The organism is Methylobacterium litchii, from assembly GCF_038442315.1.
GTDB classification, from domain to species: Bacteria; Pseudomonadota; Alphaproteobacteria; order Rhizobiales; family Beijerinckiaceae; genus Methylobacterium; species Methylobacterium litchii.
This window is the reverse complement of record NZ_JBBXMY010000003.1, coordinates 114,509-128,020: the sequence shown is the minus strand read 5'-3', so window position 1 is coordinate 128,020 and position 13,512 is coordinate 114,509. Positions and strand designations below refer to the sequence as shown.

General features: G+C 72.6%; 10 protein-coding genes. 4 read left to right on the top strand and 6 right to left on the bottom strand.

Features of this window, described 5'->3' with window-relative positions; all coding sequences use genetic code 11:
- Position 1: 1 nt before the first annotated feature.
- Both AAHF99_RS07985 and AAHF99_RS07980 read right to left on the bottom strand, forming a co-directional pair.
- Positions 2-2,944, bottom strand: a complete 2,943-nt coding sequence (locus AAHF99_RS07985; protein WP_342163612.1) for a TAT-variant-translocated molybdopterin oxidoreductase — start codon at positions 2,942-2,944, stop codon at positions 2-4.
- A complete protein-coding gene (locus AAHF99_RS07980; RefSeq protein ID WP_342163917.1) occupies positions 2,941-3,549 on the bottom strand; it encodes a cytochrome c3 family protein in 609 nt (202 codons plus the stop codon). Before AAHF99_RS07980 ends, AAHF99_RS07985 begins: the two co-directional genes overlap by 4 nt.
- Positions 3,550-3,748: 199 nt before the next feature.
- On the opposite strand from AAHF99_RS07980, the gene AAHF99_RS07975 reads away from it, so the two are divergent.
- From AAHF99_RS07975 to AAHF99_RS07965, 3 genes are all read left to right on the top strand, one after another.
- Entirely contained in the window at positions 3,749-6,313 is a 2,565-nt protein-coding gene (locus AAHF99_RS07975) for an ABC transporter ATP-binding protein (RefSeq protein WP_342163611.1), read from the top strand.
- Between the two features lie 112 nt (positions 6,314-6,425).
- The gene (locus AAHF99_RS07970; protein ID WP_342163610.1) at positions 6,426-7,586 is read left to right on the top strand and encodes a L,D-transpeptidase family protein; all 1,161 of its coding nucleotides are present in this window, start codon (positions 6,426-6,428) and stop codon (positions 7,584-7,586) included.
- Positions 7,587-7,857: 271 nt separating this feature from the next.
- Positions 7,858-8,781 carry an MBL fold metallo-hydrolase gene (locus AAHF99_RS07965; RefSeq protein ID WP_342163608.1) on the top strand — a complete coding sequence of 308 codons (924 nt, stop codon included), beginning with the start codon at positions 7,858-7,860 and terminating at the stop codon, positions 8,779-8,781.
- Positions 8,782-8,795: 14 nt separating this feature from the next.
- Here the strand turns inward: AAHF99_RS07965 and AAHF99_RS07960 are convergent, their stop codons facing one another.
- Positions 8,796-8,990 (bottom strand): hypothetical protein, encoded by a 195-nt coding sequence (locus tag AAHF99_RS07960; RefSeq protein WP_342163607.1) that lies wholly within the window; start codon positions 8,988-8,990, stop codon positions 8,796-8,798.
- Between the two features lie 189 nt (positions 8,991-9,179).
- Between AAHF99_RS07960 and AAHF99_RS07955 the strand changes: the two genes are divergently transcribed.
- A complete protein-coding gene (locus AAHF99_RS07955) occupies positions 9,180-10,370 on the top strand; it encodes a complex I NDUFA9 subunit family protein (RefSeq protein WP_342163605.1) in 1,191 nt (396 codons plus the stop codon).
- Here the strand turns inward: AAHF99_RS07955 and AAHF99_RS07950 are convergent.
- From AAHF99_RS07950 to AAHF99_RS07940, 3 genes are read right to left on the bottom strand one after another with little or no spacing between them, the layout of a single operon-like run.
- Positions 10,367-11,566 (bottom strand): CaiB/BaiF CoA transferase family protein, encoded by a 1,200-nt coding sequence (locus AAHF99_RS07950; RefSeq protein ID WP_342163604.1) that lies wholly within the window; start codon positions 11,564-11,566, stop codon positions 10,367-10,369. The genes AAHF99_RS07955 and AAHF99_RS07950 overlap by 4 nt on opposite strands.
- Positions 11,567-11,576: 10 nt before the next feature.
- Positions 11,577-12,365, bottom strand: a complete 789-nt coding sequence (locus tag AAHF99_RS07945; protein WP_342163602.1) for an IclR family transcriptional regulator — start codon at positions 12,363-12,365, stop codon at positions 11,577-11,579.
- A complete protein-coding gene (locus tag AAHF99_RS07940; protein WP_342163916.1) occupies positions 12,362-13,258 on the bottom strand; it encodes an NAD(P)H-dependent flavin oxidoreductase in 897 nt (298 codons plus the stop codon). The genes AAHF99_RS07945 and AAHF99_RS07940 overlap by 4 nt, the downstream gene beginning before the upstream one ends.
- Between the last annotated feature and the right edge of the window lie 254 nt (positions 13,259-13,512).

Below are 13,512 nucleotides of genomic sequence, written 5' to 3'. Positions count from 1 at the left end.
CTCAGCCCTCCCGCCCGCCGGGGACGAGCCCGGCGAGGTAGGTGGTGCGCGGCTTGGTGTTGAGGTGCCCGAGCAGCGAGTAGTTGCGCGGGTCGCGCTTGGCGGCGGAGACTTGGCTGTCCGGGTCGGCCACGTTGCCGAAGGTGATCGCCCGCGTCGGGCAGGCGCCCTGGCAGGCGGTCTCGACCGTCCCGTCGGGGATCGGGGCGTGGGCGTCCTTCGCGGAGTCGATCCGGGCCGCCGCGATGCGCTGGATGCAGTAGGTGCACTTCTCCATCACGCCGCGCGCCCGCACCGTCACCTCCGGGTTGCGCTGCTGCTGCGTCACCGGGGGCATCCCGCCGGAATAGTCGAGGTAGTTGAAGCGCCGGACCTTGTACGGGCAGTAGCTCTGGCAGGTCCGCGTCCCGACGCAGCGGTTGTAGACCTGCAGGTTCAGCCCCTCGCTGTCGTGGAGCGTCGCCTCCACCGGGCAGCCGAGTTCGCAGGGCGCGGACTCGCAATGCATGCAGTTCACGGGCTGGAAATGCGTCGCCGGAGCCTCCGGGTCGCCCTCGTAGTAGCGGTCGATGCGGATCCAGCCGAGCCAGCGCCCGCGTGCCACCTCCTCGCGGCCGACCACGGGGATGTTGTTCTCGGCCTGACAGGCGGTGACGCAGGCGTTGCAGCCGGTGCAGGCGTCGAGGTCGATCGCCATGCCCCATTGCGCGGCGGTCCAGCGGTCCTGAGACTCGGGCGGCGGGTAGAAGGAGGGCGGGTTCGCGTCCTTCGGATCGCCCGCCGGGGCGCCGCCGGGCACCTGGGTGCGGATGATCTGCCGGCCCTCCTCGTCGTCGGGCAGGGCGCCGAGATGCTGGGTCGTGGCGGGCATCCGCCGCTCGCCGGTGCGCACGAGGCGCGCGCCCGACAGGCGCCAGGGCGTCTCGGGGGAGCGCAGGGCGCCGGCATCGTAGCCGAGGCCGAGGGAGAGATGGTCGGGCACGTTCCGGCCGTAGCCGAGGCTAAGCGTCACGGTGTCGGCGGCCTGACCGGGCAGGATCCAGGCCGGGCCGGTGACGGAGCGCCCGCCCGCCTCGATCCGCACGAGGTCGCCGTCGGCGAGCTTCTCTCGGGCGGCGAGCGCCGGGCTCACCGCGACGACGTTCTCCCACACCACCTTGGTGAGCGGCTTCGGCAATTCCTGAAGCCACGCGAGGTCGGCATGGGTGCCGTCGTAGAGGGTGCCGTCCGGCCGGAACACCACTTCGAGGCCGCCTGCCGGGGCGGCGGGCGTCGCGGCGGCGCCGGTGAGCGTGACCGCCTCGGCGGGCGCGGCGCTGTCGGGCAGGAAGCCGGTGCGCAGGGCCTCGGCGAAGCGTGCCTCGAAGGCGGCGTCGTCCTCGCCTTGCCCGCGCCAGCGCGCCTTGAGCAGGGCCAGGGGATCGGCTGCCCCGTCCGCGCGGGCGAGGAAGGCGACGATCTCCTGCGGCGTATGGCCGTTGTAGAAGGGTGAGACGGTCGGCTGGATCAGTCCCACCGTCCCGTCGAGGGAGCGCACGTCGCCCCAGGATTCGAGCGGATGGGCCAGCGGCAGGTGCCAGTCGGCATGGGCGCCGGTCTCATCGAAATACAGCCCGACATGGATCTTGAGCGGCACCCGCTCCATCCGCGCGGCGAAATCGAGGGCGCCCGGCGCGTCGTAGACCGGATTCGTGCCGAGCACGATCAGGGCCTTCACCTCGCCCCCGTCCATCGCCTTGGCGAGGTCGGCGAGGGAGCCCGCCCCGTCAGCCACGGACGGCGAGACATGGCGGAGCGTCGCGCCCTCGTTGCCGAGCGCCCCGTTGAGGCGGTGGACGAGGTCGTGCAGGGCGGGGCTCGCGGTCAGCCCCGTCGTCACGATGCCGGCGCCCCGCGCGGCGTTCAGGGAGTCCCAGGCGCGGCGGGCCCAGCGCGCGGCCGGGTCGGTGCCCTCGGGCGCGGCCCCGCCGGAGGCGGCGGCGAGCATCGCCCGCGCGATCTCCTCCAGCCGCCCGGCGGAGACGGGCAGGGCGTCGTCGGCCTTGGAACTGGTGAGGCCGGGCGTCGGCGCGGCGGAGAAGAGCGGCAGCAGGCGTCCCTGCGCCAGGGCGGCGCGGCGGGCGTCGGCCCAGCGCCGCGACAGGCCGACCTGCCCCGGCCCGAGATCGAGGAAGTCGCCGTCGAGGGCGACGATGGTCTTCGCCTTGGCGAAGTCGGGCAGGGTCTCCACCGGGCGGCCGAAGGCCCGGCGGGCGCCCTCGTGGATCCCGTCGCGGGTCGAGCCGGCGTACCAGCGCATCTCCGGGTAGGCCGCGCGGAGCTTGTCGAGTTCGGCCGCGAGCGTCGGGGAGGTGACGGGGCCGGTGAGCAGGGCGACGCCCTTGCCGCGCGCGGCGCGCCAGCGTTCCGTCTCCCCCAGCATCGCGGCTTCAAAGGACGCCCAGGAGGCGGGTCGTCCGAGATGCTGCACCGCTTGGCTGCGGAACGGGTCGTAGAGGCCGAGGACCGAGGCCTGGGCGAGCACGTCGGTGCCGCCGCGGCTCCAGGGGTGCTCCGGGTTGCCCTCGATCTTCAGGGGCCGCCCGTTGCGGGTGGTGACGAGGATGCCGTTGCCGAACCCGTCGAACTGCGCGCTCGACGCGTAGGACAGGGCGGCGCCGGGCACGATCCGCTCCGGCTCCTTCACGTAGGGCACTTCGTAGTCGCGGCCGTCCGGCCCCCCGCAGGCGGCGAGGCCGCCCAGCGCGAAGGACGCGGCCATGAGCTTCAGGAAACCGCGCCGCCCCGGCTGCGCGGCCAGCCGCGTGGCGGCCGGGAACTCGGCCGCGAGATAGGTGCGGAACTCCTCCGAATCGGCCACCGCGTCGAGGCTGCGCCAGAAGCGCGGGCCGTCGCCGCCCTCCAGCCGGGCGCGCAGGGCCGTGAGGTCGGGCACGCCTGTCATCGGTGGCAGATCCCGCATTCGGTGAGCCGTTCGCCGCCGCGCACGTGGTACTGCGCGGCGAGCTTCGGCCCGAGGCTCGCCTGGTCGGCGGCGGGCTTCCAGTTCATGTTCCAGACTTCGTCCGGCGTGCGGAGGTACTTCTCGGGCGCCCGGTGGCAATCGAGGCAGAACTGCATCTCGAAGGCGTTGGCGCGGTAGGTCATCTGCATCGAGGTCACGTCGCCGTGGCAGGTCGAGCAGCCGACGCCCTTGGTCACGTGGACCGAGTGGTTGAAGTAGACGTAGCCCGGCAGCTTGTTCAGCCGCTGCCAGACGAGGGGCTTGTCCTGCGTGTAGCTGTCACGCACGGGCTTCAGCATGTCCGAGCCGGTCCAGATCTGTGAGTGGCAGGTCATGCAGGTATGGGTCGGGGGGAGCCCGGCGCTGGCCGTCTTCTCGACGCCCGTATGGCAATAGCGGCAATCGACGCCGAGTTCGCCCGCATGGTGCTTGTGGCTGAACGGCACAGGCTGGCTCGGGGCGATGCCCACGCCCGTGACGTAGCTCGACCGCACGATGCCCGCGCCCAGCACCGGCACCGCGACGAGGCAAGCGACCAGCGTCATCAGCACGAGGCGGTAGATCGCGTCGGCACCGGGGGTGAAGAGCTGCGCCGTCGCAGGGCCCTCTGGCCGGTCGTCGGCGTTCCCGTTCAAAAACCAGCCCTCCGGTGCGCTGCCGCGAAGGTAGCGCCGTTGGGATAGCGCGCCAGCCCTGCGGCTGCGGCCAATCGTGCTGCGCCGCGTCGGCTGTATAAGGGAGCGCATGGATACCGATCCCCTGCGCATCACCTGGCGGAACGCGCGGCGCCTCCATGCCGCGGCGACGGCGCTGGCGGTGGGCCTCGGGGCGCCGCTCTGCACCCTGGCGCTGCTGTGCCTACGCGATCTGATCGGCGTGATGCCCCGCGACGAGGCGCCGAGCGTGCCGTTCCTGCGGCTCACGGTGGGGATACCGCAGGGGGAATGGGTGCTGGCGAAGGGCTGGCCGATGCGGCCGGCGGACCTGGAACTCGCGGGCTTCCTCGGCATCGCCGGCTGCGCCCTGGCGCTGGCCGCCGTCGGCTGGCTGGTCGCGGTGCTGTGCTTCCGCGCCCAGAACCGCGCGGCGGACGCCGTCCGCGACCGGGCGATCCGGGCGGTCATCGCCTCGCCGGCCACGGCGCGGGACGACCTCCGGGGCATCGCCCGGCTGGTGGGTGAGGTCTTGAGCCGCACCGAGCGACTGCTGGCAGCGGGCATCGTCGTGCCGGCGATGACCCTCGTGGCGGTCGCCCTGGCCCTGGCCTTCGCCGCCCTCGCCGCGCCGCGCCTCGTGCCGACGGCGGCGGTGGGCCTCGCGGCAGCCGCCCTCGCGGACGCGCTGATGCTGCGCCGGGGCCGCGAGCGGCAGGATCTGCGCATCCGCACCGCCGCGCGGGTGGAGGCCGGTCTCGGCGACCTCGTGCGGCGCCTGCCCGCCGTGCGCAACCACGGGGCGGGCGCTCTGGAGATGGCGCGGATCACCTCCCGCGTCGCGGTCAACCGCGCCAAGATCGCCCGCGCCGAGGCGCGCCTCGCCTATGCGCGCGGCCCCGCCGTGGCCCTGGCGGCGATCCTGCCCGCGCTCGCCATCGGCACGGCCCTGTGGCGCTCCGGCCTGAAGGGCGAGGCCGCCTCGCCGCCGGTGGAGCCCGCCGACCTCGCGGCGGCGGCGGGTGCCTTCGGCGTGGCCGCGTGGCTCGTCGGCGCCTGCGTGCGGCTCTGGCTCACGCGTCAGGCGGTGCGGCCCCGCCTGCGGGACCTCGCCCGCGCGGTCGCCGCCCTCGACGGCCGCACCGGCTCCCGCCCGGCGCCCCCCGTGACGCGACGCCTGCCGGAGGCCGGAACGCTCGCGGCGCAGGATGTCGGCGCCTTCGATCCGGCCACGGGCGAGCGGCTGGCCCGCTCCGACGTGGCGGTGACGATGCCGGGCCATGTGGCGATCACCGGGGGGCGCGGCAGCGGCGCGCGGGTGCTTGCGGCGGTGCTCGCCGGGCAGATCGAGCCCACCGCCGGCGCCGTGACCTATGCCGGGCTCGACCTGACGTCCCTCGACCCCATCCAGCGGGCGCGGCGCATCGCCTTCGCGGGGGGCGAGGCGATCCTCGTGGAGGGGAGCCTGCGCCAGAACCTGCTCTACGGCACCAAGCCCGGCCAAGCCCCGGACGACATCGCGCTCATCGGCCTCTGCCGCCTCACCGGCCTCGACGGCTTCGTCTACAGCCGGGGCCTCGAAGGTAGGCTCGATGCAAAGACCGATCCCGACCTCGCCGCCGCCATCGTCGCGGCCCGGCGGGGGATGCAGGCGGCGCTGGCCGCCGAGGGGGCGGGCCGGCTGATCGAGCCGTTCGACCCGGAGCGCTACAACCACCAAGCCAGCGTCGGCGAGAACATCCTGTTCGGCACGCCGGTCGGGGGCGCCTTCGCCCCGGCCCGGCTCGCCCGCAACCCCTACATGCGCGCGGTGCTGGAGGCGGAAGACCTCGTGCGCCCGCTCACCGAGATCGGCCTCACGGTGGCGCGCATGACCGTCGAGATCTTCTCGGAACTGCCGAACGACCACCCGCTCTTCGATGCCTACTCGCTCTTCCCGGCCGCCGAGCGGGGCTATTTCGAGGATCTGGTGGTGCGCCTGCCCTCCGCCACCGGCCTGCGGCGGGGGCCGGCGGGCCAGCGCGACCGGAAGCGGTTGATCGGCCTCGCCCTGCGCTACAGCGAGACGCGCCACCGCTTCGGCCTCATCGACCCCGCCTTCGAGGAGAGGCTGCTCCAGGCTCGGCGCTCCTTCGCGCGGATGCTGCCGGCGCACCTCTCCGGGGCGGTCGAGTTCCATGATCCGGCGCGGATCAACCCGGCGGCGAGCCTGGAGGAGAACCTGCTCTTCGGCCGGGTGAGCCTCGGCGAGGCCAATGCCGAGCCGCGCGTGCGGGCGCTGCTCCGGCGCTTCCTCGCCGACGAGGGGCTGGAAGCCGCCGTCTACCGCCGGGGCCTCGACAGCGAGGTCGATCCCACGGGCGGCGGCGCCCTGTCGGACGGGGCGATCGGCGCCCGCGACCGCATCGCCATCGAACTCGTGCGCTGCCTCGCCCGGGAGCCGGACATCCTCGTCATGGCCGTCCTCGAAGCCCGGCAGCCGGACGATTTCGCCGCGCGCCTCGCCGGGCTGCGGCGCCTGCGCGCCGGGCGCGGCCTCATCGTCTGCCTGCATGGCCCCACGGTGCCGGACGGGCTCGATCCGTTCGACGCGGTGATCGCCGTGGAGAACAGCGCGGTGGTGCCGCAGGCGGACGCGGTGCTTGAACCTGCCTAGGCGGCCTCACCGGCGCCGCAAAGGGGGGCGAAGATCGCTGGCTTAACAGTCGGTTAAGCATGATGCGGCACCCCTCGGGACGCATCGCGCCCCTGGATCCCGCCCCCGGTTCATGCCTCTCCGGACAAGCCTCGCCGCCGGCCTCGTCCTCCTCGCCCTCGGCTCGGCCGCGACGGCGCAGGACAAGGCGACGGCTCCGATCCCGGCGGGCACGCTCGCGATCATGGCGTCGAAGGGCACCAGTGCCTCGGCGCCGGTCGTGTTCCGCGCCTACAAGCGCGAATCGGAACTCGAAGTCTGGAAGAAGGCGGCCAAGGGCTACGTCTTCATCAAGTCCTTCCCGATCTGCCGCTGGTCGGGACAGCTCGGCCCCAAGACCCGCAACGGCGACCGGCAGGTGCCGGAGGGGTTCTATTCCGTCGCGAAGCGGCAGATGAACCCGAACTCGCACTATCACCTGTCCTTCGACGTCGGGTACCCGAACGCCTACGACCGCGCCCATGGCAGCAGCGGCTCGGCGATCATGGTGCATGGCATCTGCTCGTCCATGGGCTGCTTCGCCATGACGAACGGGACGGTGGAGGAGATCTACGCCATCGCCCGCGAGGCCTTGGCCGGGGGGCAAGCGGCCTTCCAGTTCCAGGCCTTCCCGTTCCGCATGACGGCCGAGAACCTCGCCCGCCACCGGAGCGATCCGAACTTCGCCTTCTGGCAGAACCTGAAGGAAGGCGCCGACCGGTTCGAGGCGACCGGGGAGGAGCCGCAGGTCTCGGTGGTCGGCGGGCGCTACGCCTTCGCCCCCTCCAAGGACCCGAAGCGCGAGGCGGCCTACGTCACCCGACACGCCATGGAGGAGGCGCGGATCGCCGCCCTCGCCACCGAGGCGCCGGCCGTCCGCACCACCTATTCCGATGGCGGCCAGAACGCCTTCTGGGCGGCCTACGTGTCGCGCGGCGGCGCGGTCGGCGACATCAGCCGGCCGGAGGCCCTGGCCTTCGCCGCGCAGGAGGTCATCCTGACGCCAGCCCGCCGCCGGGCGGCCCCGGTGCCGGACTCGGTCTGGACGGGCTGGATCGCCGCCGCGCCCCGGCCGGGCGAGACGCCCTTCTTGCCCGCCTATGCGAGCCCGCGCGATTCCCTCGCCCGCCTCGCCGACCCATTCGAGACCCGCTACGCCGACAGCCTGCCGCGTCTTTTGCGCGACACTCTCGGCCAGGATGGCGAGCCGCGACTCAGCCGGCCCGGCCTCGTCGCCTCGGCGGCCCCGCTCTGACGCGCGGTGCGGCGGAATAAGTCATTGCCCGGCAAAGCTTCAGCGCCCGGCCCCAATTTCATGGCTGACCTGTGAGAAGGCCGGGCTCGGAGCCGGCCCCGTGTGTGCGCCCGCACATCGCGGCGCGGTTACATTCCCCAATTCATTGTCCATCAGGGACGAAACGGTAGTCCTGTAACGGACTTCTGCCGGACTTCGCCCTTTTTCTCTGGAACGACGACGGAGATCCGATCCTTGTTGCGGTCGGGAAGGTCCGTCCGAAGTGATCACCATGTCCCAGGATCCCGTGCCCCTTCCGGGCACAGCGAACGACGACCTCGTCCTCAGGTTCTGGGGCGTCCGTGGGTCGACCCCGGTCAGCGGGCCGCAATACGCCGAGTTCGGCGGAAGCACCCCGTGCCTGGAGGTCCGCTGCGGCGAACGCCTGTTCGTGATCGACGCCGGCTCGGGCCTGTACAACCTCGGCCAGAACCATCGGACCGACCTGCCGCAGCGGGTGGACCTGCTGTTCAGCCACCTTCATCTCGACCACACGGCGGGCCTGCCCTTCTTCAAGCCGGCGGTGCTGGACTGCAACCGCACCATCCGCACGTGGTGCGGCAACCTCGACGGCCAGTCGGCGAGCGAGGCCCTCGACAGGCTGTTCGCGCCGCCGCTGTTCCCGATTACACTCGACGCCCTGTGCTGCACGTTCAGCCATCACGGGTTCAAGGCCGGCGAGCCGCTGGTCTTCGAGGACGGGACGCGCGTGGACACGATCCTGCTCAACCACCCGCAGGGGTCGGTGGGCTACCGATTCGACCATAACGGCCGGCGCCTCTGCATCATCAGCGACATCGAGCACCGCGACCCGTGGCCGGACCCGGCCCTGGCGGAGTTCGTCGCGGGCGCGGACCTGATGGTCTACGACGGCATGTTCACGGATTGCGAATATCCGACCTGCCGGGGCTGGGGCCATTCCACGTGGCAGAAGGGCGTCGAGCTCGCCCACGCCGCCGGGGTGAAATCGGTGGCGATCATCCACCTGCATCCGGCCCATTCCGATACGACTCTGCACGCCATGGAAGCGGACATGCAGGCCGAAATGCCGAGCGCCTTCATCGCCCGCGAACATCAATCGGTGGTGGTGGGCGCGCGGAATGCGGACCTCCACGCCGTGGGCGGCGAGGCCCGTCCCCGCGTCCGCGCGGCCTGAACTCCGCATCCGAATCAGGCCGGGCGGTTTCCGCGCGCGGCGCTGAAGCGGCGGAAGGCGAACAGCACGAACAGGGCGGCCCCGACCGTCAGGATGCTCCATCCGAAGGGCGACACCGCCTGATCGTCGATCGGGTGGCCGATACGCCCCAGCGCCACGAGCAGTCCGAACACGGCGACCACGGCCGAGGCGAGCATCCCGAACATCATCGCATTCCCTGCAAGCGACCTGGGTGAGAGCGGGGGAATGTCCGCGCCGCCCCGTCGTTCCCCGGCGGAGACGGATCGGCTCATCACATCACCGCGCGCGGTCCTCGCCTCTCCCCTGCGGCGCCAGGTTGGGCTAAGGAGGCCCCGGCAGTGTTTCTTCCGCACTGCAAGGAGCCCGAGACGACGGTGATGACCGGCCAGGAAACGCATCTCGACCCGCAGCACGAGACGCCCGCCGGGCCGGCGCGGCGCCCCGACACGCAGCTCGTGACGATCTTCGGCGGTTCCGGCTTCCTCGGCCGCCACGTCGTCCGGGCGCTCGCCAAGCGCGGCTACCGGATCCGCGTCGCGGTGCGGCGGCCGGACCTCGCCCTGTTCCTCCAGCCGCTCGGCAAGGTCGGCCAGATCGTCGCCGTGCAGGCGAACCTGCGCTACCCGGATTCGATCACCCGCGCCGTCGAGCGGTCGGACGTGGTCATCAACCTCGTCGGCATCCTGCAGGAGAGCGGGCCGCAGCGCTTCGCGCGGCTCCAGGCGGACGGGGCGGGTGCCATCGCCCGCGCCGCCGCCGCCAACGGCGCGCGGATGATCCAGGTCTCGGCCATCGGCGCCGATGCGGACTCGCCCTCGGCCTATGCCCGCACCAAGGCGGAGGGCGAGGCCAAGGTGGTCGCCGCCTGCCCGGACGCGATCATCCTGCGCCCGTCGCTGATCTTCGGACCGGGCGACAGCTTCTTCAACCGCTTCGCCGGCCTCGCCCGCGCCCTGCCGGTGCTGCCGCTCGCCGGCGCGCAGACGCGCTTCCAGCCGGTCTTCGTCGGTGACGTGGCCGAGGCCGTCGCCAAGGCGGTGGACGGGCATGTCGCCGGGGGCAGGGTCTACGAACTCGGCGGGCCCGAGGTCGCGACCCTCGACCACCTCGTCCGCTACATGCTGAAGACCATCCAGCGCAGCCGCCTCGTTCTCGACCTGCCGCTGCCCATCGCCAAGATCCAGGCGCGGGCGCTGGAGATCGTGAACACCCTGACGCTCGGGATGCTGCCGGACGAGCTGAAGCTCACCCGCGATCAGGTGATCCTGCTCCAGACCGACAACGTCGTCTCCGACGCGGCGAAGGCGGAAGGCCGCAGCATCGAGGCGTTCGGCATCGTGCCGACCGCCGCCGAGGCCGTGGTGCCGGGCTACCTCTGGACCTTCCGCAAGGCGGGCCAGTTCGCGGAAGGGCGCGGCACCGAGGCCCAGGCCGGCGTGCCGGACATGATCGCCCCGGAGCCGATGGCTGCTCCCTCGACCCACCGCCCCGAGCGCGCCGCCGGCCCGGCCATCGGCGCCGATGCCGGCAGCAGCCCCATGGGCTCCCGCTGGGGAACGCGGCGCTAGCGCACCACGCCCTTCGCCTTCAGCGCTTCGCACTCGGCCGCCCCGAGGCCCAGGCGCTCCTCCAGGATCTCGGCGGTGGACCCGCCGAGATCGGGCGGCATCCGGCGGACGGGCAGGCGCCGCCCGTCGAGGCGGTAGGTCGGGGCGATGACATTGCCGCCGGTCTCACCGGAAACGATCAGCCCGGCCTCCTTCGCCCGCTCGCCGAGCAGCGCCTCGCGCAGGCCCGTCACCTCGCCGCAGGGGATGCCGCATTCCCGCAGCCGCGCGATGAGATCGCGGCGGGTCCATTTGGCGAGCTCGGCATCCAGCACCGGCACGAAGGCGGCGCGGTTCTTCGAGCGGTCGAGATTGGTCGCGAAGCGCGGGTCGGCGCAGAGGTCGGGCCGGTTCAGCACCCCCTCGCAGAAGCGCCGGTACTGGCCGTTGTTGCCCACCGTGATGACCAGCGGCCCGTCGCCCGCCTCGAACACGCCGTAGGGCACGATGGAGGGGTGGGCGTTGCCGTAGCGGGGCGAATCGAAGCCCTGCGCCAGGGATTCGAGCCCGTAATACGAGGTCAGCGAGACCCCGCTGTCGAACAGCGCGAGGTCGATCCTGCGGCCCTTGCCGGTGCGCTCCCGCTGGTAGAGCGCCGCGATCACCGCCTGCGCCGCGTATTGGCCGGTGAACAGGTCCACCGCCGCCACGCCGAACTTGAGGGGCGGCCCGCCCTGCTCGCCGTTCAGGGCCATCACCCCCGATTCGCCCTGCACGACGAGGTCGTAGCCCGGCCGCGTCGCCTCGGACCCGTCCGAGGCGTAGCCCGCCACCGAGCAGTAGATCAGGCCCGGGTTCTCGGCGCTGAGCGCGTCGTAGCCGAGGCCGAGCCGGTCGGCGCCGCCGGTCTTGAAGTTCTGCACCAGCACGTCGCTGTCGCTGGCCATCGCCTTCACCAGGGCGAGGCCCTCCGGGGCGGCGAGATCGACGCCGATGGAGCGCTTGTTGCGGTTCACGCTGTCGAAATACGAGGTGTTGCCCGGCGTCGTGCGCACGCCCCAGTCGCGGGTGTCGTCCCCCCGCTCCGGGTGCTCGACCTTGATCACGTCGGCGCCGAAATCGCCCAGCACCTGCGCGCACCACGGCCCGGCGAGCACCCGCGACAGGTCGAGGACGCGGATGCCGGTCAGCGGCAGGTCGTCGGGGTCGAACAGCATCGCGTCATCCTCAAGCGCCCATCACGCCGTCGAGGCCGCGCACGGCCTCGATCAGCAGCGGACGGGCCACCTCCATCAGGAAGCGCCCGTCGGTGATCACCGAGGGGGCGCCGCAATTCACCGACATCGCCGGCAGGCCGCCGCCGGGGTCGAACCCCACGGCGATGGCGCAGACGGTCTCCTGCCACTCGCCGAAGGAGGTGCAGCAGCCGATCTCCCGGTGCTCCCGCACGGCCCGGTCGAGCCCGGCGCGCAGCTTCGGCCACGCCACCGGGTCGAGGGATTTCAGGTCCTCGTAGATCCGCTCGCGCTCCCGCTCGGGGCAGACCGCGACATAGGCCCGGCCCATGGCGCTGCGGGCGAGCGAGATCCGCGAGCCGGTGTCGAGGTTCAGCGCGATGGCCGCCGGGCCGCGATGGCAATCGACGTAGCGCATGCTCAACCCGTCGCGGACGCCGAGCCCCACGGAGGCGTTCGCCGCCTCGGCCACCGCCCGCAGGGCCGGCCGGGCGATGGCGCGCACGTCGAGCCCGCCCAGCGCCGCCGAGGACAGGGCGATGGTCGCCGTGCCCAGCCGGTAGCGGCCCGATTCCGGCAGGTGTTGCAGGTAGTTGAGGCGGGTCAGGGTGTGGGTCAGCCGCGAGACCGTGGAGCGCGGCAGGCCGCAGGCCTCGGCGATGTCGTGGTTGGCGAGGCTCGTCCGCCCCGGCCCGAAACAGGCGAGCACGGACAGGCCCCGGGCCAGCGCCGTCACGAAGTGGCGGTCCTCTCCGGCCTCTTCCGCGGCGAGGTCGCTCATCCCGCGAGCCGGGCCTTCGCCTCGGCGTATTCCCGCGCGAGGCGGGCGACGAGGTCGGCGGTGGGGGGCGCGTCGTCGATGCTGCCGACGCCCTGGCCGGCGCCCCACACGTCCCGCCACGCCTTCACCTGGGCGCTGCCGAAGTTCATCGCGGTCTTGTCGCGCTCCGGCAGGGCGTTCGGGTCGAGCCCGGACTTGACGATGCTCGGCGTCAGGTAATTGCCCGGCACGCCGGTGAAATAGGGCGTGTAGAGGATGTCGGTGGCCGAAGAGCCGGTGATCATCTCCCGGTAGCCCGGCGCCGCGTTCGCCTCCTGCGTGGCGATGAAGCGGGTGCCCATATAGGCGAGGTCGGCGCCCATCGCCTGCGCGGCGAGGATCGCCGAGCCCGTGGCGATGGCCCCCGACAGGATGATCGGCCCGTCGTAGAAGCGGCGCACCTCCGAGACCAGGGCGAAGGGCGAGAGCGTGCCCGCATGACCGCCGGCCCCGGCGCAGACGAGGATCAGCCCGTCGACCCCCGCCTCCAGCGCCTTCTCGGCGTGGCGGACGGAGATCACGTCGTGGAACACCACCCCGCCATAGGCGTGGACCGGCTTGATCACCGCATCCGGCGCCCGCAGGCTGGTGATGATGATCGGCACCGCGTGGCGCACGCAGGCCTCGACATCCTGCGCCAGCCGGTCGTTCGAGGCGTGGACGATCTGGTTCACCGCGAAGGGCGCGACCTTGCGCGAGGGGTCGGCGGCCTGGGCTTCACGGAGCGTGGTGGTGATCCGCGTCAGCCACTCGTCGAGGACGGGTTGAGGCCGCGCGTTCAGCGCCGGGAACGCCCCGACAACGCCCGCGAGGCATTGCGCGATCACGAGGTCCGGCCCCGAGACGATGAACATCGGCGAGGCGATGACCGGCAGGGCGAGCCGGCCTCGCAGGACAGGCGGAAGCCTCGCCTCGGCGGCGGAGGGGACGAGCGCGTCGCTCACGGCCGGTCTCCCGGCATCGGACGGCGCGAAACGGGCATCCGGCTCTTCACGCGGGTCTCCTCCCTGGCGACCTCCGAAGGGGCCGCGCAACCGCAACGGACCGCCACGGGTTGAACCCCGTCTCGCGGCGGCGGAAGGGTTCGCATAGCCCCGCCGAGCCTGTC